Below are 20,706 nucleotides of genomic sequence, written 5' to 3' on the forward strand. Positions count from 1 at the left end.
TCGCGGGGGCATACGACCCGAACGTGATGGCCGCGCAGAGCAACCATCCGGTCGCGGGGGCATACGACCCGAACGTGATGGCGGCGCAGAGCAACCATCCGGTCGCGGGGGCATACGACCCGAACGTGATGGCCGCGCAGAGCAACTACCCGGTCGCGGGGGCATACGACCCGAACGTAATGGCCGCGCAAAGCAACTATCCGGTCGGAGGAGCATATGACCCGAACGTGATGGCCGCGCAAAGCAACTATCCGGTCGGAGGAGCATATGACCCGAACGTGATGGCCGCGCAGAGCAATCACCCGGTAACCGGGGCGTATCAACCGTATGGGTTCGGAGCGCCTTATTATCCCATGGGCGGCTACCCGATGATGAGCGGCCCTTACTACAGCCACTTTATGCATGCGCCCGGCATGGCGGGCTATCCGTGGGATAACGGATGGGATCATAATTCCTGGGATGGGGACAACAATAGCCGGGGCGATGAAGAAAACCCGGATATCGCCAAAATATCCGTTTCCGGCCAACCGTCGGCAAGTTCCGCGGCCAAGCGCAAAACGCCGGCCAAGCGCAGCAAGAAACAGAGGCAGCGAGACGCGGCGAAAGCGGCGATCAACCGTTTGCTTGAGCGCAAAGCAAGCCGCCGCAGCTACAGCTACCCCAAAACAAGCTACCCGTGGATTAACGGTTAAATAGCGAGAGCGAACCGTAAGCAAGGACCGGAGGTCTATCCCCGGTCCTTGGTTATTGCTGTATATTCCTTCAGGAGCGTGGGAAAAATAGAGATAAAAACTAGAGGGGATCGCTATGAGCATGCTCAGCTTCTGGAACCAGTTGAAAAAGCAATTGAAAAAAAAGCTGCGCTGGCGACGGCGTTGGCTGAATTTGGCTCTTGTGATGCTTGCGGTCGGCATCGCTTCGGGAGGATACGCATGGTATGCCCGAATCGGCGCCGAAAACGAAAGTGAGCCGGCGGAGCGCATGGTGTTAAGCCGGCAAGTATCGGAACGGACCCAACCGGAGGAAGAAGTATTGCAGATGATTGACCGAATGGAAGGACAAAGGGAAGCTTTTGCCCGGAAAATTTACGTCTGCGGCGAGGAGATCCAGCATCTCGGCCCCATGAGCGCCGCGGACGTGCTCACTTATTACAGAGAGCATCCGGAATCGACCGTAAGCCTGGGGAATGAAGAGAAAATTTATTTTACCGAGCACGTGGAAGATCTCTCGCCCCAATGCAAGGAAAATGCTTATTTCGGACTCGACGATCAGGGGAATCTGTCTCTTTTTGAAGGCGTGCCGGGAACAGAGGGCAACGTCATCCGGACGTTTTTCCAGCTCAATATCGAGTATTTGGAAAGCTCGTTGCCCAGAGATACCGTCCAGCAGCTCTACAGGGGGATCCGCATCACCGATCTGGCCGAATATAACAGCGTTCTGTCCACTTTCAGCGATTTTGCCATCGAAGAGACGGAGAAAGTGATGAAGGCCTCTCCCGGCCGCTGACCTTCCATACGGACGAAGCGAAATCCAGATGCGTTCTTTATGCGTCTGGATTTTTTGTCATTTTTGGGCTCGGTAATGATTGGCGTTCCGCTGGCCGTGGGCTCACTTTTTGCCGGGCAGACCTTAAGCTAACGCAAGCCACAGAGCTTATTTTACTCGAAACGCTCGATTTGAAATTGTAACGCAAGTGAGCGGCCTTATTCGGCATTTTGGGCGACAAGAATGGGTGTTTTGGACAAAATAGCGCTACCCAGCCTGCGTTGCATTTTAAAAAAGGGCTCGATTCAGCAAAATAGCGTTTGTCACTAGCGTTAGCAATTCGGAAGCTTCGGCAGAAGCGCGGGAAGGGACAGCTCTGGAAGGGGCCGCAACCCCGGTGCTGTTTACATGATTGACGCCTATGACGATCGCTTCCTTCGTCATCGGTCGTCACCTGCGGTGTTGAAAATGCAACGTGTGGGTTCACCGCTGAATTTTCAAGATTGACGCCTATGACGATCGCTTCTTTCGTCATCGGTCGTCACCTGCGGCCTATGCCGCTTGCGCTGAACTATCAGAAGATGAGAATGGGCTGCGGACTGTGGGCTATTTTCAAGAGAGTCGGCAAATGTTGCATTTTGTACAACAAAAACGGTAGGATACCCCCTATCTACGACTTAATATTGTAGAATGTGCAACATTTCAGGCGATGCTCCCGGGTTTGAAGCTAATTGCGCCCAAATTGTTGTACGAAATACAACATTACCCTTTCTATAGGGCGAAGGATACGGAAAATGTTGTATTTTTTGCAGGATTCGTCGTCTCATGTGCCCGAGTGTGCCCGGGTAGGGGCCGCGCTAACGCGAAGTTCGAACGATAAGGCGGAGTTTACACGCTAACGCAGATCTTACACGCTAACGCAGATCTTACACGCTAACGTAGAGCTCGCACGCTAACATAGAGTTCCACCGCTAACGTAGAGCTTGCACGATAAGTAGAGCTCGCACGCTAACGTAGAGTTCGATCGCTAACGTAGAGTACGCGCGCTAACATAGAGTCCGATCACTAGCGTAGATCTCGCGCGCTAACATAGAGCTCGACCGATATCGCGGAATTGACCAGGCCTGCGGCCGGGTATCCCCGTCGAAAACTTCGCCCGAGCGCACCTGGGCGCGGGATTTTTACGCTCGGAATCTATCATTGATGTTCAATGCCTTCATATTTTGATATAATGTCAGGTAAATACATATGTTCGCTATATTGCGAGGAAGAACGACAGCGGCTCTGTAAGGGAAGAGCGGCGGCGGGATATGACGGGAGTGCGGGTATTTGAGAATTTTGGGGATCGACCCCGGGATCGCCATTGTCGGTTTCGGATTGGTCGACAAGCAGGGAAGCAAGATTGTGCCGGTGCAATACGGCTCGATTCAGACGGAGGCTCATACGGAGGAAGGGCTGCGGCTGAAGCAAATATACGAGGCCGCCGGGCAGCTCATTGATACATACAAGCCGGAAGCGCTGGCGATTGAGAAGCTGTTTTTCAACCGGAACGTGACGACGGCGATGACGGTCGGCCAGGCCAGAGGCGTGCTGGTGCTGGCTGCGGTGCAGAAAGGGCTGACCGTCTCGGAGTATACGCCGATGCAGGTGAAGCAGGCGATCGTCGGGTACGGCAAGGCGGAGAAGAAACAGGTGCAGGAAATGGTCAGAATGGTGCTCAGGCTGCAGGCTGTGCCGAAGCCGGACGATGTCGCCGACGCCCTGGCTATCGCTGTTTGCCATGCGCATTCTTCCGGTTTTCAACAAAAATTGAACGAGGTATTGAAGCGATGATCGACTTTTTGCGAGGACAGCTGGCTCATCGGGAAACCGACTACATCGTCTTGGACGTTCACGGGGTCGGATACCGCGTGTTTTGCTCCAATCCTTTTGCGGTGCAGCCGAAGGATTCGGAGGAAGTGACGATGTACATTCATTATCATGTGCGCGAGGACGCCCATATGCTGTTCGGGTTCCCCACCCGCGAGGAGCAGTCGCTGTTTCGGCTGCTGCTGGACGTGACAGGCATCGGGCCTAAGGTAGCGCTGGGCATTCTGGCAGGCGGCCGGCCTGAAGTGATCATCGGCGCCATTCGCCAGGAGAATCTCGGATTTTTGACCAAGCTGCCGGGGATCGGCAAAAAGACGGCGCAGCGCATCGTGCTCGATCTGAAAGACAAGCTCGGCGCCTGGTCGTCTGCGGCAGGGGTGACGGACGATGGCGGCTGGGGGCCTGCCGGCCTCGAGACGCCGGAGCCGGAAGCGGGAGCTTGGGGCGAGGCGAAAGCGGCCCTGATGGCCTTGGGCTATACGGAAGCGGAAGCGGACCGGGCGGGAGAGACGGTGAGACCGAAGCTGAAGGGCGGCGAGTCGGCCGACGCGGTGACCAAGCTGGCGCTGCAGGCGCTGTACCAGCAGTCGCTGGTGAAGTGAGAGGAGTAGAGCATCATGGAAGACCGCATTATATCGGCCCATCTCATGATGGAAGAGCAGGCGATGGAATTAAGCCTGAGACCGAGATATTTGGCCGAATATATCGGCCAGTCGACGGCGAAGGAAAATCTCAAAATATATATTGAAGCGGCAAAAATGCGCCGGGAGGCGCTCGATCATGTGCTGCTGTACGGCCCCCCCGGGCTCGGCAAAACGACGCTTTCGAACATTATCGCCAATGAGCTGGGCGTAGGCGTGCGGACGACGTCGGGACCGGCGATCGAACGGCCGGGCGATTTGGCGGCGATTTTGACGAATTTGCAGGAAGGCGATGTCCTGTTCATCGACGAAATCCACCGGCTGCACCGGACGGTGGAAGAGGTGCTGTACCCGGCGATGGAGGACTTTGCCCTCGATATCATTATCGGTAAGGGGCCCAGCGCCCGCTCCGTCCGCCTCGATCTGCCGCCCTTCACGCTGATCGGCGCGACGACGCGCGTCGGGCTGCTGTCGGCGCCGCTGCGCGACCGCTTCGGAGTCGTCAGCCGGCTCGAATATTATACCGTGGACGAACTGGCCTACATTGTCAGCCGGGCAGCGGAAATTTTGCAGGTGCAGATCGTCGGGGAAGCGTCGCGCGAGATCGGCATGCGTTCGCGGGGAACGCCGCGGATCGCCAACCGGCTGCTGAAGCGGGTGCGCGATTTCGCCCAGGTGAAGGGGGACGGCATCATTACGGAAGAGATTGCCCGAACCGCCTTGTCGAGCATTCAGGTCGATCCGCTCGGGCTGGACGAGATCGATCATAAAATGCTGCGCGCCATTATCCACCATTTTCAGGGCGGGCCGGTCGGATTGGACACGATCGCCGCTTCCATCGGGGAAGAGAGCCAGACGATTGAGGATGTGTATGAACCGTATTTGCTGCAGATCGGCTTTTTGCAGCGGACGCCGCGCGGCCGAATGGCTACCGAATCCGCTTATCGTCATTTAGGCATTCCGATGCCTTCCAAGAATTAGACGCCGATGACCAATGACGTTTCGTCATCGGTCGTCACCTTTTTTTCGGCGCTGACACATTGCTGAAGGTCACCGCCTAATGATCAGGATATATTGCGAGAGGAGCAACAGCTATGCATTGGGAAGAGCGGAACGGCGACAACGGCAGCGGGAGGAAAGCGGGGAATTCCCCGGCCCGCAGACTGCGCAGAACCGCCGTTCTTTTGCTGGCCGGACTGCTGCTTGGGGCGGCCGGCGTATGGCCGGGGAGCAGTGCAGGCGGCGGCATCGGCACGGCGCGGGCAGAAGTGGTCTCCGTGCCGCATGTGGAGGCGATCCGCGTCGCCCTGTTTATCGAATCGGGCAAGTACAGCGCCGTCACCCAGGCGGCTACCTTATCGTCCGAGAGCGGCATGACGCTCCGCTTGCGGTCAGCTGCGGGCGGGCCGCCTGTCTATCAGGCAGCGCCGAAGGAGCCTGTCCGCATCTATGACGCGAACGGCTATTCGGCGCTGCTATTGGAGACGGGCGACGCCGCGCAGGCGCGGTCGCTCGCGCAGAAGCTGGCCGCCGGCGGGAACGCCGCCCAGCTGATCGAGCGCGAGAAGAGCCGGCAGACGGCCTGGCAAGTGTTCGTCGGTCCTTATCCGACGAAGGAAGCGGCCGCCGCGGCGGCCCAGAAGGCGGCGGCAATGACCGGCGGCTGGCCGCCGGTCATTGCCGGCCCGCTGCGGCTGGCCGCCGGCACGTTCGCCGCGGCGGCCGACGCGGCCAAGCAGGCGGCGGCCATCGCGCAAGCCGGCTTCGACGCGGACGTAGCCGTCGTCGCCGGCCCGGCGGCGCAGCCGGCTTACGCCGTGCTCGTCGGCGGCGAGGCCGACGAGAGCGCCCTGCAGGCGCTGCGCAGCCGGCTGGCGGCGGCGGTGCCGGGCCTTGCGCTGACGGCGCACGACCCGTCTGAGGCATACGTCCTGAAGCGGACCGAGCATGCGGTGACCGCGGACGGAACGACCGCCGGCGCAGGACTTGCCATCGGCGGCACGGAGCCCAAGCTGTGGGCGGAGCCGAACGGGAAGGACGGCGCGATCCAGGTGAAGGAGCGCTTCGGCCGTTCGTACCGCGGCGGCATCGAGCTGACAAAGCTGAACGGGAAGTTGGCCGTCGTGAACGAGCTGCCGCTCGAGCAGTACGTCGCCTCGGTCGTCGGCTCCGAGCTGATGACAGGCTGGCCCGAGGAAGCGCTCAAGGCGCAGGCCGTCGCCGCCCGCACCTTCGCGCTGAGGCAGGGAACGAAATATCAGATCGCGCATGTATCCGACACGACGATGGATCAGGTATATAAGGGCGTGGAAGCGGAAGCTCCGGATATCGTCACAGCGGTTCAGGAAACGGCCGGCGAGGTGCTTGTTCACGGCGGCGGGCTGATCGAGCCGCTGTTCTCCTCCAGTGCAGGCGGGCGGACGGCGGAGTCGACGGAGGTATGGGGCAATCCGGTGTCCTATTTCAAGAGCATCGAATCGCCGGACGAAGTGGCCGCAGCGTCGAAGAAGCCTTGGTACCGCATCGTGCTGCCGAACGGCAAGTCGGGATACGTCCATTCCGACTACGCGAGAGATACCGGGGCAACGAACCCGGCCGGGCTGCCTTACTACGAATCGACAGAGCCGGCGCTCAATGTGCGCCCCGCACCGTACGTCGATAATCAGGGGAATGCGTCGGTATTCCAGCTCGGCCTGACCGACCGGTTCGTCGTGATCGACAAGGTGACCGAATCGAACCCTTACGAATGGATTCGCGGACCGTTCACCGCCGCGCAGCTCAAGGAAACCATCAACGCAGGCTCGGAGGTCAAAGTGAACGGCCCGCTGGAGCGGCTGGAGGTGACGAAGCGCGGCCCGTCCGGCCGGGCAATCGAGGTGTCCGCCAACGGCCAGGCGCTGAAGCCCAAATATCCCGACGCCTATCGGTCGCTGCTGAACGGCCTGCCGAGCACTTTGTTTGAAATTGAAGAAACGGGACGGTATACTATATTAGGTGCAAACGATTCCGTAAGGAACCAGTCGCCGTCGATGTCAAGTCCTTATGTGTTATCTGCCAATGCCGACCGCCCTTCGGCGCAAAGCGGAACCTCCTATGTGCTTAGCGGCGACGGGAAGGTGAGGGCGGTGACAGCGGAGCCGCAGTATGTGTTTCGCGGAACCGGCTTCGGCCACGGACTGGGCATGTCCCAATGGGGGGCAAGAGGCCTTGCGGAACAGGGCTATGACTACAAAAAAATATTGCAGACCTATTACACTGGAGTCTCAATCCTCAAAGGATGATAAGAAACGATGCGGGTCGACGCTTTTGATTTTCATTTGCCGGAAAGGCTGATCGCCCAGTCGCCTCTAGCCGAACGAACGGCTTCGCGGCTGCTGACGCTGGACAAGCGGACGGGCGAGATCGGCCATCAACGGTTCGAACAATTGGAGCAGTACTTGAAAGCCGGGGATGTGCTCGTGTTGAACGATACGCGGGTCATTCCAGCCCGGCTTTTTGGCGTGAAAGCGGACACCGGGGCAAAAGCGGAAATTTTGCTGCTCAAACAGCTGGACGGCGATCGCTGGGAAGCGCTGGTGCGCCCCGGCAAGCGGCTGAAGCCGGGCGCGACGATTCACTTCGGCTCGGCCTCCGGCGCCGGACAAGAAGCGGATGCGGGGAAACCGCTGCTGAAGGCCGTTGTGGAAGAGGACGGGGGAATGGGAAGCCGGACGCTTCGTTTCGAGTACGAGGGCGTTTTCCATGAAATATTGGACAGGCTTGGCACGATGCCGCTGCCGCCATATATCAAGGAACAGCTGCAGGAGAAGGAGCGTTACCAGACCGTCTACGCCCGGCATGAAGGGTCCGCGGCGGCGCCGACGGCCGGCCTGCATTTCACCAGGGAGTTTCTGCATAGGCTGGAACAAAAAGGCGTACAATTAGCCTATGTCACTTTGCACGTCGGCCTGGGCACGTTTCGGCCGGTGTCTGCAGAGACGGTCGAGCAGCATGAGATGCACGAGGAATACTATGTCGTCCCGGAAGCAACCGCGCGGCGGATCAACGAAGCGCGGCAGCGGGGCGCGAGCATCGTTGCAGTCGGCACGACATCCGCGCGCACGCTCGAATCGGCGGCTGCCGAAGACGGCACGCTGGCGGCCGGGAGCGGCTGGACCGGCATTTTCATCTACCCCGGCTACCGTTTCAAGGTCGTCGATGCGCTGCTGACCAATTTTCATTTGCCCAAATCCACCCTGCTCATGCTCGTCAGCGCATTGGCAGGCAGGGAGCATATTCTCGCCGCTTATGAAGAGGCTGTTCGCCGGGAGTACCGGTTTTTCAGCTTCGGGGATGCCATGTTCATTTATTAGCGGTTATTTCCGTGCGGGTCAGCTCCCCCTGCTCCCCGGACAGGGGCGTCCGCTAAGGCCGGAGCCCGGCGGGTTCAAGGCGCAGGCGCAAGCGGCGGCAAGTTATTGACGAAAGAAGTGAGCGATGTTGGCAGTTGTAACTTATGAACATATCAAAACGTGCAAGCAATCCGGCGCCCGTCTCGGGCGCGTGCATACGCCGCACGGGACGATCGAGACGCCGGCGTTCATGCCGGTCGGCACGCAGGCGACCGTGAAGACGATGAGCCCGGAAGAGCTGAAACAGATGGATGCCCAGATCATTCTGAGCAACACGTACCATCTGTTTCTGCGGCCGGGACATGAGATCGTCAGCCGCGCGGGCGGGCTGCACGGATTCATGAACTGGGATCGCCCGATATTGACCGACAGCGGCGGCTTCCAGGTGTTCTCCCTGAGCGAGATGCGCAAAATCAGCGAGGAAGGAGTCGAATTTCGTTCGCATCTGAATGGCGACAGGCTGTTCATCTCGCCGGAAAAATCGATCGAAATTCAGAACGCGCTCGGCTCGGACATTATGATGGCGTTCGACGAATGCCCGCCTTATCCGGCGGAGCACAGCTACGCCAAGCAGTCGCTGGAACGCACCACCCGTTGGGCAGAGCGGTGCCTCAAGGCGCATGCCCGGCCTGGCGAGCAGGCGCTGTTCGCGATCGTTCAGGGAGGAATGTACGCGGACTTGCGCAAACAGAGCGTGGCCGAGTTGACTTCCATGGATTTCCCGGGGTATGCTATAGGAGGCTTGAGCGTCGGGGAACCGAAGCATTTGATGTACGAAATGCTGGAAGTAACTACCCCGCTGCTGCCGCATAACAAGCCGCGGTATTTGATGGGCGTCGGGTCGCCCGATGCGCTTGTCGAAGGCTCCATTCGCGGTATCGATATGTTCGACTGCGTGCTGCCGACGCGCATTGCCCGCAACGGAACGGTCATGACCAGCTCGGGGCGGCTTGTCGTGCGCAATGCCAAGTTCCAGGACGATTTCGGGCCGCTCGATCCGGAATGCTCCTGTTATACGTGCAAGAACTACAGCCGGGCCTATATCCGGCATCTGATCAAAGCGGACGAGACGTTCGGCATTCGTCTGACGACATATCATAACCTGCATTTTTTGCTGGAGCTGATGAGACAAGTTCGCCAGGCGATTCGGGAAGACCGGCTGCTGGACTTCCGCGACGAATTTTTCGAGAAATACGGCATCGATGAGAACAGCAAGGGGTTTTAGCCTTAGTTATACATATAACCACGCGTCGAAGGAGGAATCACAATGTTGTTAGCGGCGGCAAGCAATCAGCCGGTAGATGGGCTGCAGGGCTTAATGTTTACCTACGGACCGCTCGTCTTGATGTTCGTCGTGCTCTATTTCCTGCTGATTCGCCCCCAACAAAAGCGCCAGAAGGAGCGCAACCAGATGCTTAACGCATTGCAAAAGGGGGATAAAGTTGTGACCATCGGCGGGCTGCACGGCACGATCGTGGAATTGACCGACGATACCGTCGTGCTTCGCGTCAACGATGTGACGAAGCTGACCTTTGAGCGGTCGGCGATCAACTCCATCAGCTCTTCTTCGCAAGCCGGAAGCAAATAAGAAAAACGTCTATCGATGTCCATTCAAGGATGAGCGACCGCGGTTTTGCGGTCGTTTTTCTTGGCACAGAAAGCGCGCTTCGCTTGATCGCTTCAGCAAAGTTAAACTTTCCGTAACGTTAAAAAAAGCCGCGTCAGCATGCGGCCGAATGCGCAACAAGAACGGGCTCCTTGTGTATGAGGGAGAACGTTCTTTTTTCGTTTAACGCCCCCACAGGCTCCCGTTCGACGGGGCTCCCAGCGGGTCGATCGAAAGAGGTGCCCAAAGCATCCTGCGGGTACGAGACGGATTTTCGGATGCCCGGAAAATGTTGGACGTCGATACACCTCTTTATTTTTTCATATTGACTCCAACGATACCGCCGATCGCGCCGAGACCGAGCGCCAGCAGAAGCAAATACAACGTTTGCACGGAAAATCCGGCGTCGTAGGCAAGAAAACCGACAATCCATACCGTTACGCTGTACAGCAATCCGAGCGTTCCGCCGTAATACCAGCCCTTTTGCCCGCTGCGTTTGCCGGAAATGAATCCGCCTGCCAGCATGGCCATGCCGTGAATGCAGAACGTCAGCGTCATCCAGGAGCTTTCGGGAATGCTCGTGCCGAGCAATAGCAGCGAGGCCAGCAGCGTGCCGATCAGCATGTAGAGAATGGAATACATCAGTCCGGATAAAAGCGGGGAAGCGTTCATCGCGCGTTCCACCTCCTTTTCTGCAGCTCGTCTTTTATCCCCATTGTATGGGCTCGCAGCGCATTTTAGTACAGGTTGTAGTAGAAACAGGAGCGCTCCAAATGCTTTCGGATTCCTCCAGCCCTTCCAACAATTTGGCACGAAACCCGTATCATAACTCGGCGGAGCGGGGGCCACAATAGCTTTACAGCTTGCGGGGGAGAGATGGTTATGGAATGGATGACTCTTGTATTTCGAACGCTGCTGGTCTATTTTTTAGTTTTTGTGACCATGCGGATCATGGGAAAACGGGAGATTGGCAAGCTGTCCGTCTTCGATCTTGTCATCTCCATTATGATCGCCGAGATAGCTGTATTTGTGCTGGAAGATTTGAACAAGTCGCTGCTGGAAGGCTTTCTTCCCATGGCTACGCTCGTTGTCGTCCAACTGCTGATCGCCTGGCTTTCGCTCAAAAGCCAGTGGATTCGCCGCTGGTTTGACGGCAGCCCTTCGCTGCTCATCAACAACGGGAAAATCGACCGCGAGAAGATGAGAAAGCAGCGCTACAATTTGGACGACCTGCTGCTCCAGCTTAGGGAAAACAAAATCGTGAATGTGGGAGACGTGGAGTTCGCGATTCTTGAGACGTCCGGCAAATTGACTGTGGTCGAGAAGCCGAAGGAACCTAAGGAACCTAAAGAATCTAAGGAATCTAAGGAGTCTAAGGAATCGAAAGAATCCGGCCACGTCGAGGGACAGGCTTTGGTCCGTTACGAAGGGCTTCCGCTGCCCCTGATTATGGACGGAAAAGTTCAGGACATCAATCTGGAGAAGCTGGGCAAAACGAGATTTTGGTTAAAATCGCAGCTTCGGGAAAAAGGCATCCACGATTTCAAGGACGTGTTTCTGTGCACGTACGATCATCGCGGCCGTTGGTTTATCGACCGCAAAAAATAGACCGAATTGGACCGCCGGTGACAAGCGAGTTTTTATGCCATCAGCCGTCACCTTTTCGCCGGACGGGCTTTGTTGAACCTTCAGGGTCGTTCAGATTATTTGGCAAAACGTTTCACGAGTACAATGAGGCGCGCGACGTCATGCCGGTCGATCAGACGCAGCAGCAGGCATACGATGAGATAAGCCGCAAAACCCGATGCGGAGGCCATGGCGAAACGAATCAAGCCGATGTCTGTCCATGGCGTGTGCATAACGGCGTAACAGATCGGTGCGGCGCAGCCGACGGCCGCGGCGGCTTTCAGAAAGTCGGCGGCCGGCATGCGAAACTGAAGCAGTCTCGACAAGGTTCCCCAATGCAGCATCGTGACAAGCACTATGTTGATATTGATGGCGAGAACGGCGCCAAGGATGCCGAATTCGGGCCGGCTGGCAAGCAGGTAGATGAGCGGCAGCTTGACCAGCGAGCCGGCGACCGTATTCATCAAGGCGCTTCCCGGTCTTTCCAATGCCTGCAGTGCCGCCTGCAGCGGCCCCTGAAAATAAATGAACAGCGCCACCGGCGCCATCATCCTCAGCATCGTCCCGACTTCCGGCTGATTGTACAAGTACAGGCAGAGCGGCTCCGCCAATACGAACATGATCATGGCGAACGGCGCGCCTGCAGTCAGGGCAAGCTTGAGCGCCTGCGACAGCCTCATATGAATCGTCTTCATATCGTTGCGGGCCGCCGCCTCCGACAAGTTCGGCACAAGCGCGACCGACAGCGAGGTTGTCAGCGCGCCGGGCAATAGCAGAAGCGGGAAAATCATGCCCTGCAGCGCGCCGTACTGCGCTGTCGCCACGCCTGCCGCAATGCCGGCAACGGCCAGGCTCCGGATAATGATGATCGATTCTATGAAATAAGAGAACGACCCGACCAGGCGGCTGCCCGTAACCGGCAGAGCGAGCTTGACGATCCGCGCCAGCTGACTGCGCCGGACGGTGCTTCCCGAACCGATACGGCCATGAACGCGCTCCAGCGGCTGACGGTTCTGCACATACTGCAGAGCGAGCACGGTCAGCGCGCAAATTTCGCCGGCGAGCACCCCCGTCATCGCTCCGGCAGCGGCATACTCGACGCCGCGCGGCAGCATCCACCAGGCAAACACGAGCACGGCTACGATGCGAACCAGCGTTTCCGCGATCTGCGAAACCGCAGTCGGTATCATGTTGTGCCTTCCCTGAAAGTAACCGCGGAAAACGGAGGAGATGCCTACGATGAGGATGATGGGAGTCATGCACAGAAACGTGTAGTATACCCGGGCGTCCGTGAGTACGAATGTCGAGATCCAGGGTGCGGCAAGCAGGCTGAGGCCAGAGAAGAAGATGCTGATGACTCCCGAAATGGCCATCGCTGTGCAAAAGATCGTTCTGACTCTCGCTTCGTTTCCTTCCGCCTCGGCTTCGGCGACCAGCTTGGCGACGGCGATGGGAATGCCTCCCGTCACGAGCGTCAAAATGACGCTGAGCAAAGGCCAGCCCATCTGGTACAGGCCGATGCCTTCGGCTCCGATGACCCGCGGAAGCGTAATTCTCGGGATAAAGCCAAGGATGCGGTTGACGATACCGGCGGCAAGGAGAATCAGCGTTCCTTGAATAAACGATTGTTTGCTCACTTGTCGTCCTTCTTTCTCCTTCCGGGTTTTGTCCGATCATTACATGGATATGCAGCCTGTCCCGCGGCATGCAACATTTTTTGGCAGGCGATTTCCGGTTGCCGAAGAAGGAATGCGGGGACCGAACGGCGAATGATTAGGGATTGACGCTTAATAGCCCGGGAGGGATGGAACGATGAGCGATGAAGGCCGGAAGATCGAGCCGCAAGCGGAGCGGGTCACGGATAACGCGGCCACCCGCAAACGGGAGCATGCCGTGGATGAGGCGGACGCCATATGCGAGCTGGTGCGCGCTATAGAAGAGACGGGCGCCGCGGTCGATACGGCGCGCGCTACGGATGAGGCGGCCGCCACGAGCGATACGGCGCGCACTGCGGATGAGGCGGCCGCCACGAGCGATACGGAGCGCGCTACGGATGAGCCGGACGCTACGAGCGATATGATGCGCGTTGCAGGAGAGCCGAACGCCGCGGTCGATACGTTGCGCACTGCAGATGAGGCGGATGTCATATGCGAGCTGGTGCGCGCTATAGAAGAGGCGGGAGGCGCGGCCGATGCGTTGCGCGCTGCAGATGAGCCGGACGCCATGGGCGGAAGAAGGCGCAATCCAGCCGAGGCCGGGAGCTTCGGCGTTTCGGAGCATGCGACGCATGAGGCGGAGATGGCCGGAGCTTTGGCGGAGCCACCCGGCGGCGAGGGCGCCGGGGAAACGGAGGCGGCGCTGGACGAAGACGATTTGAATTGGGGCATCGCCGATCTTTGCCGCAGCAAGGCGCAGGAATTTCGCATGCTCGGTTATGAGCACGTCACCGGCGAAGAGATCTGGGAATGCGTCAGCGACAAATACCGCAAGACAGGGACGCCTCCCCTGCACCGGATCGTCAACGATATATTGTCGCTGAAGGTGACCCAGTTTATGAACTGGGTGACGATGAGCATTTATAAGGAGGGCCGTTTTTGAAGGGGCGCTGCCGTGTCTGCCGCTTTCGGCCTATAGCTGCATAAAGCCCGATAACCGCCTGATGGCGCCGCGGTTTTCGGGCTTTATTTTGGCTGCCCACAGCAATTTCGACAAATTGACTCGATTTTGGGCGGTAGGTATAATAGGGCTATTGAGTACGGAAGGAGAACAGTATGGATATCAAACGAATTGTCGCTTTCCTAGGCATCGTTGTGATCGTGTTTGCAACCATCGCTTTTACGAGTCCTTCGCTGGTCAAAAATATCAAGCTGGGACTTGATCTAAAGGGCGGCTTTGAAATTTTGTACGTCGCCGAGCCGATCGAAGCGGGACAAGCGGTCACCAAGGAATCGCTGCTGGAAACCGCGCGAAGCGTGCAGGAACGCGCGGATCGATCGGGCGTCAGCGAGCCTGAGGTGACGACGGAGGGGCAGGACCGCATTCGCGTCCGCATCGCCGGAGTGGCCAATGAAGAAGAAGTGCGGGCGATTTTGAAAAAGCCGGCCGAACTCACGTTCCGCGGGCCGGACGGCACGAAGGAGATGGTCGGCAGCGATTTCGTGCAAGGCGGAGCGCAAGTGGGCTTTGACCAGTATAACCGGCCGATCGTGTCCATTAAGGTGAAGGACCCGGAGAAATTCCGGCAGGTGACGCAGAAGCTGCTCGGACAGCCCTTGTCCATTTACCTGGATGAAACGCTGCTGTCGTCTCCGGTCGTTCAGCAAGTGCTGTCTGACGGTCAGGCGACGATTACGGGGAGCGCCACGTACGACGAAGCGAAGAAGCTGGCGGATACGATCAACCTCGGCGCGCTTCCGCTCAAGCTGACGGAGAAATATACGCAGTCGGTCGGCGCTTCGCTCGGACAGCTGTCGCTGCAGCAGACGGTTCGGGCCAGCCTCATCGCCTCGGTCGTTATTTTGCTGTTCATGCTGATCGTCTATCGCGTGCCGGGAATCGTGGCCAGCATCTCGATCATCACGTTTGCCTGGATGACGCTCGGCGTTATGTACCTCATGAACGCTACGCTGACACTGCCGGGCATCGCCGCCTTCGTGCTAGGGGTAGGCATGGCGGTCGACGCGAACATCATTACTTACGAACGGATCAAAGAGGAGCTGCGCAGCGGCAAGAGCGTTCTGTCGTCGCTCAAGGCCGGGTCGCGCCACTCCTTCCGCACCATTCTGGACGCGAATCTGACGACGATCATCGCCGGCGCGGTTCTGTATTTTCTCGGGTCGGGAGCCATCCAAGGGTTTGCGCTTACGCTGATCTTCACGATTTTGGTGAGCATTCTGACGAACGTCCTTTTCTCCAGATGGCTGCTGCACTTGCTGATTCGCAGCAATCTGGTCAAAAAGCCGGGCTATTTCGGAGTAAAGGAGTCGGAAATCAATGCGCTATAAATGGAGCTTCGATGTCGTCAAGCACCGGAAGAAATATTTTACGTTTTCTATCGTCGTTACGATTTTGGGCATTCTCAGCCTGGCGATCTTCGGCTTGAATCGCGGCGTCGATTTCAAATCCGGGACGACGCTGGACATAACGGCGGCGGGCCAGGCCATCGATCAGGCGAAGGCCGCCGATCTTATCGGCAAGGCCGGGCTTCAGGCGGCGACGATCGTCGTCGGCGGCGACAATAACGACAGGGTAACCGCCCGATTCGAGCAGGTGCTAAGCCCCGACCAGGTCAAATCGATTGAAGAGAGCTTCAAGGCGGTATACGGCGACAATGTTTCCAAAGAGGAGAATACGGTCGATACGGAGCTGGCGGCCGAGCTGGCGACCAAAGCGACATGGGCCGTGCTGATCGCGAGCGTGTTCATCGCCGCTTATGTCGCTATTCGGTTCGAGTGGCGCTTTGCCGTCGCCGGCATCGTCTCTCTGCTGCACGATGCATTCATCGTCATCAGCCTGTTCTCGATCTTCCGCTGGGAGGTCAACCTCCCGTTCGTCGCCGCCGTGCTCACGATCATCGGCTACTCGATCAACGATACGATCGTTATCTTCGACCGCATTCGCGAGAACATGCGCTTCGCCAAGAAGAAGACATTCGACGATTTGGCCAAAATCGTCAACGACAGCGTGTGGCAGACGATGACCCGTTCGATCAATACGGTCGTCACCGTGCTGATCGCCGCCGTGTTCCTGTTTATTATGGGAAGCCCGGCGATTCGCATGTTCTCGCTGGCGATCATTATCGGGCTGGCCAGCGGCATGTACTCGTCCATCTTTATTGCAAGCCCCTTGTGGCTGGTCCTCAAGCACAAATGGCCCGGCAAAAGCGCAGGCAAGAAAGCGGCAGCCTGAGCGGGACCGACAAAGCCTCATCGATCATATCGGCCGTGTGAAACGAATGATTCCACGGCCTTATTATGCTTACGGAGGAATGGCTCATGACGAAGGAACGTTTCAAGCAAGCGGAATTAGGCGCTTGGCTCGGCATCTTCGGCAATATAGCCCTTGCGGTCATGAAGGGAACCGCCGGTTACTTCTCGGGAAGCAAGGCGCTGATCGCCGATGCGTTCCATTCGGCTTCGGATGTTGCCGGATCGTGCGCAGTGCTTGTCGGCCTGAAAGCGGCCCAAAGGCCGCCGGATGAAGACCATCCTTACGGTCATGGCAAAGCGGAACCGATCGCTGCTATCGTCGTTTCGGTACTGATGCTCGTTGTCGGCCTGGAGATCGCCGTGCAATCGGTCAAAGCGATCTATACCGGCGATCTGGAGCCGCCGAAAGGCTATGCGGTTATTGTGATTGGCATTTCCATCATCGTGAAGGAAGCGATGTTTCAATACAAATACCGGCTCGGCAAGCGGCTGGGCAGCCAGGCGTTGATCGCCAACGCCTGGGAGCACCGCTCCGACGTGTATTCGTCGGTAGCCGCGCTGGCGGGCGTCGGCGGGGCTATGGTCGGCCATTACCTGGGAAATACATATTTGTATTATTTGGACCCGCTCGCCGGCCTCGTCGTTGCCGTGCTGATCCTGAAGATGGGCTATCGCCTCGCGGCCGAAGCGGTCCACAGCACGATGGATCATGTGCTGCACCAAGAGGATTCGGCCGACCTGCTGGAAACGGTGCAGCGCATCAAGGGCGTTATCGCCGTCGACGATCTTCGCGCCCGCGAGCATGGGCATTACGTCATCGTCGACGTGAAGATCAGCGTCAACCCGAAAATTAGCGTTCAGGAAGGGCACGACATTGCCAGAACGGTCAAATATACGCTGATGAAGAAATTCAGCCACGTCTCCGACGTTTTCATTCATGTCAATCCTTACGATGCCGGATATCCGTACAAAAATGCCGATTCCGGCCAAGACGATTACCCGACGCTGCTGCACTAGCTCGGCTTGCGGGAAGGAAGGAGTCATGCCCTCATGCTGCAATCGAAAGGAAGATGGAGCGTCCAGGAAGCGGACGAAGCGGCTTCGGCGAAGCTGGCGGAGGCGCTGGGCATCCCTCTCCTGCTGGCGAGGCTGCTGACGGTTCGCGGCCTGTCCGATGAGGAACAGGCGGCGGCCTTTTTATTCGGAGGAACGGATCTTATTCACGATCCGTTCCTTTTGGACGGAATGGACCGGGCGGTCGAACGCATTCGGAGGGCGATAGACAGCGGCGAAAAAATTCGCATATACGGCGATTACGATGCGGACGGGGTCAGCAGCACGAGTCTGATGGTTCACCTGCTCCGCCAATTTGAATGCGATTACGATTATTACATTCCGCATCGGATTCAAGAAGGCTACGGCCTCAACGAGGCGGCGGTGGAGCAAGCCGCGGAATCCGGCGTTAAGCTGATCGTCACGGTGGATACCGGCATCAGCGCCGTCGAGCAGATTGCTTGCGCCAACCGGCTCGGCATCGACGTCGTTGTGACGGATCATCACGAGCCGCCGGAGACGCTGCCCGAAGCTTACGCCCTGGTCAATCCGAAGAAGCCGGGCTGTCCGTACCCGTTCAAGCAGCTTGCCGGCGTCGGCGTGGCGCTGAAGCTTGCCCAGGCATTGACCGGGCGGTGGCCGGAAGAGCTGCTCGAATATGCGGCGATTGGCACGGTCGCGGATTTGATGCCGCTGGTTGGAGAAAACCGCATCATCGTCAGGCAGGGGCTGGAGAGGATGCGCTCGACATCCAGCCCCGGGCTGAAGGCGCTGCTCGCCGTCTCCGGCATTCCCGTGGGGGAAGTGAGCGCGACGCATATCGGTTTTGCCCTGGGGCCGCGGATTAATGCCAGCGGCCGGCTTATTTCCGCCGATTCGGCCGTACGGCTAATGACGACAGACCGCCGCGAGGAAGCGGAAGCGCTGGCGCGGGAGCTGGACGAGCTCAACAAGGAGCGCCAGCGCATCGTGGAGGAGATGGCCAGGCAGGCAATATCCATGGTCGAGGAGCGCATGGCAGGAGGCGAGCCGCCCAAGGCGATCGTGCTCTCCTGCGAGGATTGGAACGTCGGCGTTATCGGCATCGTCGCTTCCCGCGTCGTGGAACGGTTCTACCGCCCGACTGTCATTCTCGGCATCGATCCCGAAACCGGAATGGCCAAGGGCTCGGCAAGATCGATCGCCGGCTTTGACATATACCGTGCGCTGACCCACTGCCACGACCTGATGGACCATTTCGGCGGCCATCAGATGGCGGCCGGCATGACGCTTTCGCGCCAGCATCTGCCCGAGCTGGAGCGCCGCTTGTGCCGGCTGGCGGAGGAGTGGCTGACGGAGGAGGACTTCGTTCCTCTGCTGACAGCGGATATGGAGTGCTCGCTGGCCGACGTCAGCACGGAAGCGATCCGCCAGCTGGAGCGGCTCGCCCCGTTCGGCATGGGCAACCCGACGCCGCGCCTTGTCTTTCGCGGGCTGAAGCTTGACGGCATGCGGACGATGGGCAAGGAGAAGCAGCACTTGAAGCTGGCGCTGAAGCCCCGCGAAGCGGAGGAAGCTGCGGCCATCGACGCCGTCGGCTTCAATAAGGGAGAGCTGGCGGATTGGCTCAGCCTCTCTGCCGAGATCGACGTGCTTGGCGAAGTATCGATCAACGAGTGGAACGGCGTGCGCAAGCCGCAGGTGATGATTCGCGATCTGTCCGTGCCGCATGTGCAGCTGTTCGATTGGCGCGGCAGCGGCCGGCCCGCGGACAAGCTGGCGGAGCTGTGCGGGCGCCTCGGCGGAGCGAAAGGGGCGGGTCAGCCGGCGGCCGTGCTGCTGTTCGGCGGCAGCGCCGCTTCGCCCCCGCTGCGGCTGCCGGTAGCGCTATGGCGCGTTTCGCCGGCAGGCGTGGCCGAGCCGCTGAATGAGGCGGCGGCCCGCTATCCGCTGGCGGCGGCGGAAGACATCGTGCTCTATACGATGCCGGACAGCCTGGAGCAGCTGCAAAGCTGTACGGCCGAGGCGGCGGCGGTCAAGCGCTACTATGCGGTATTTACCGATCTGTCCCGGAGTGGAAGCTCCGCCTCCGTCATGCCGACGCGGGACATGTTCAAGACGGTGTATCAGATCGCGCTGGCGCTGGAGCGGGGAACAAGCTTGCGGCTGCCGCCTGGCCCGGGCGTTTACGTGCAGGCATTGTCCAAGCGCTCGGGGCTGTCCCCGGCAATCGTTCAATTCATTCTGGACGTGTTTGCCGAGCTCGGCCTAATGGACAAAGATGCCCAACAGGATACATACCGGATCGTGCCTTCGTCCGTCAAGAAGGACCTCGGCTCGTCCGCGCTTTACCAAAGCCGAATGAAGCGGGCGGAAGCGGAACAGACGCTGTCCTACTCGTCGGCGAAGGAGCTGGCTGCGCTGCTGACGCCGCAGAAGCGGCAAACGATCAACAACCGACCCATGATGGAGGGAATCGTATCATGATGAATTTTAAAGAGTATATTCGCGTTATCGAAGATTATCCGCAGCCGGGCATCAGCTTCAAGGACATTACGACGCTGCTCAAGAACGGCGCCGTATACCGGGAAGTGATCAACGAGCTGACGGAACGCCTGAAGGGGCGGGAAATCGATCTGGTTGCCGGTCCCGAGGCGCGCGGCTTCGTCATCGGGGCGCCGCTGGCGGTGGCGCTTGGCGTCGGCTTCGTGCCGATCCGCAAGAGCGGCAAGCTGCCCGGCGAGACGATCGAGGCCGATTATGCGCTGGAGTACGGCAAGGACAAGCTGGCGATGCATAAAGACGCGATTCAGCCTGGCCAAAAGGTGCTGATTGCCGACGACCTGCTGGCGACAGGCGGGACGATCGCCACATCCGTCAATCTCGTCAGGCAGCTTGGCGGCGAGGTGGTCGGCGCCGCTTTTCTGATTGAATTGACCGATTTAAGCGGGCGCGACAAGCTTAGCGGCATCGACGTCATGACATTAGTTTCCTATTAAATGGGAACAAGACTCGGCTATCCGATTCGGGGCCGGGTCTGTTTTTTTGCGCAAATTCAGGAGAAATGCGGCCGTCAGCCTGCGAATAGTTGACGGGGCGGCCCGTTCAAGGGCATAATGGTTAAAAAT

18 protein-coding genes are annotated in these 20,706 nt (G+C 58.7%); 16 read left to right on the forward strand and 2 right to left on the reverse strand.

All coding sequences use genetic code 11. The features are described from left to right. From F591_RS0105095 to yajC, 9 genes are all read left to right on the forward strand, one after another. The coding region (locus tag F591_RS0105095; protein ID WP_040741125.1) for a hypothetical protein at positions 1 to 692 on the forward strand (692 nt) is incomplete at its 5' end. 115 nt (positions 693 to 807) lie between these two features. Then, the gene (locus F591_RS0105100) at positions 808 to 1,506 is read left to right on the forward strand and encodes a BofC C-terminal domain-containing protein (RefSeq protein ID WP_019533511.1); all 699 of its coding nucleotides are present in this window, start codon (positions 808 to 810) and stop codon (positions 1,504 to 1,506) included. Between the two features lie 1,308 nt (positions 1,507 to 2,814). Next, positions 2,815 to 3,318 carry a crossover junction endodeoxyribonuclease RuvC gene (ruvC, locus tag F591_RS0105105; RefSeq protein WP_019533512.1) on the forward strand — a complete coding sequence of 168 codons (504 nt, stop codon included), beginning with the start codon at positions 2,815 to 2,817 and terminating at the stop codon, positions 3,316 to 3,318. Further along, positions 3,315 to 3,956, forward strand: a complete 642-nt coding sequence (gene ruvA / locus F591_RS0105110) for a Holliday junction branch migration protein RuvA (protein WP_019533513.1) — start codon at positions 3,315 to 3,317, stop codon at positions 3,954 to 3,956. The genes ruvC and ruvA overlap by 4 nt, the downstream gene beginning before the upstream one ends. A gap of 15 nt (positions 3,957 to 3,971) precedes the next feature. Continuing rightward, on the forward strand, positions 3,972 to 4,976 hold the full coding sequence (ruvB, locus tag F591_RS0105115) for a Holliday junction branch migration DNA helicase RuvB (RefSeq protein WP_019533514.1): 1,005 nt from the start codon (positions 3,972 to 3,974) through the stop codon (positions 4,974 to 4,976). A gap of 113 nt (positions 4,977 to 5,089) precedes the next feature. Beyond that, a complete protein-coding gene (locus F591_RS0105120; protein WP_019533515.1) occupies positions 5,090 to 7,276 on the forward strand; it encodes a SpoIID/LytB domain-containing protein in 2,187 nt (728 codons plus the stop codon). 9 nt (positions 7,277 to 7,285) lie between these two features. Beyond that, positions 7,286 to 8,347 (forward strand): tRNA preQ1(34) S-adenosylmethionine ribosyltransferase-isomerase QueA, encoded by a 1,062-nt coding sequence (queA, locus tag F591_RS0105125; protein WP_019533516.1) that lies wholly within the window; start codon positions 7,286 to 7,288, stop codon positions 8,345 to 8,347. 124 nt (positions 8,348 to 8,471) lie between these two features. After that, on the forward strand, positions 8,472 to 9,611 hold the full coding sequence (gene tgt / locus F591_RS0105130) for a tRNA guanosine(34) transglycosylase Tgt (protein ID WP_019533517.1): 1,140 nt from the start codon (positions 8,472 to 8,474) through the stop codon (positions 9,609 to 9,611). A 42-nt stretch (positions 9,612 to 9,653) separates the two neighbouring features. Further along, positions 9,654 to 9,974 carry a preprotein translocase subunit YajC gene (gene yajC, locus F591_RS0105135; protein ID WP_019533518.1) on the forward strand — a complete coding sequence of 107 codons (321 nt, stop codon included), beginning with the start codon at positions 9,654 to 9,656 and terminating at the stop codon, positions 9,972 to 9,974. A gap of 330 nt (positions 9,975 to 10,304) precedes the next feature. On the opposite strand, the gene F591_RS0105140 is transcribed toward yajC, so the two are convergent. Beyond that, a complete protein-coding gene (locus F591_RS0105140) occupies positions 10,305 to 10,664 on the reverse strand; it encodes a TIGR04086 family membrane protein (protein WP_019533519.1) in 360 nt (119 codons plus the stop codon). A gap of 210 nt (positions 10,665 to 10,874) precedes the next feature. Here F591_RS0105140 and F591_RS0105145 point away from each other — a divergent pair, with 210 nt between their 5' ends. After that, positions 10,875 to 11,600, forward strand: coding sequence for a YetF domain-containing protein (locus F591_RS0105145; RefSeq protein WP_019533520.1), 726 nt, complete (start codon positions 10,875 to 10,877; stop codon positions 11,598 to 11,600). A 95-nt stretch (positions 11,601 to 11,695) separates the two neighbouring features. On the opposite strand, the gene spoVB is transcribed toward F591_RS0105145, so the two are convergent. Further along, positions 11,696 to 13,255, reverse strand: a complete 1,560-nt coding sequence (gene spoVB, locus F591_RS0105150) for a stage V sporulation protein B (RefSeq protein ID WP_019533521.1) — start codon at positions 13,253 to 13,255, stop codon at positions 11,696 to 11,698. Positions 13,256 to 13,430: 175 nt separating this feature from the next. Here spoVB and F591_RS33370 point away from each other — a divergent pair, with 175 nt between their 5' ends. The 6 genes from F591_RS33370 (at position 13,431) to F591_RS0105175 (ending at position 20,577) form a co-directional block, all read left to right on the forward strand. Then, positions 13,431 to 14,216, forward strand: a complete 786-nt coding sequence (locus tag F591_RS33370; RefSeq protein WP_019533522.1) for a post-transcriptional regulator — start codon at positions 13,431 to 13,433, stop codon at positions 14,214 to 14,216. 173 nt (positions 14,217 to 14,389) lie between these two features. Continuing rightward, positions 14,390 to 15,622: a protein translocase subunit SecD gene (secD, locus tag F591_RS30040; RefSeq protein WP_019533523.1), complete on the forward strand. Its 1,233-nt coding sequence runs from the start codon at positions 14,390 to 14,392 to the stop codon at positions 15,620 to 15,622. After that, entirely contained in the window at positions 15,612 to 16,526 is a 915-nt protein-coding gene (gene secF / locus F591_RS30045; RefSeq protein WP_019533524.1) for a protein translocase subunit SecF, read from the forward strand. The genes secD and secF overlap by 11 nt, the downstream gene beginning before the upstream one ends. A gap of 86 nt (positions 16,527 to 16,612) precedes the next feature. After that, on the forward strand, positions 16,613 to 17,563 hold the full coding sequence (locus F591_RS0105165) for a cation diffusion facilitator family transporter (RefSeq protein ID WP_019533525.1): 951 nt from the start codon (positions 16,613 to 16,615) through the stop codon (positions 17,561 to 17,563). A gap of 33 nt (positions 17,564 to 17,596) precedes the next feature. Beyond that, positions 17,597 to 20,065, forward strand: a complete 2,469-nt coding sequence (gene recJ / locus F591_RS0105170; RefSeq protein ID WP_019533526.1) for a single-stranded-DNA-specific exonuclease RecJ — start codon at positions 17,597 to 17,599, stop codon at positions 20,063 to 20,065. Further along, complete coding sequence (locus F591_RS0105175) at positions 20,065 to 20,577, forward strand: adenine phosphoribosyltransferase (protein WP_026326383.1); 513 nt, start codon at positions 20,065 to 20,067, stop codon at positions 20,575 to 20,577. The genes recJ and F591_RS0105175 overlap by 1 nt, the downstream gene beginning before the upstream one ends. Positions 20,578 to 20,706 lie beyond the last annotated feature (129 nt).

Source organism: Paenibacillus ginsengihumi DSM 21568, assembly GCF_000380965.1.
Taxonomy (GTDB): domain Bacteria; phylum Bacillota; class Bacilli; order Paenibacillales; family NBRC-103111; genus Paenibacillus_G; species Paenibacillus_G ginsengihumi.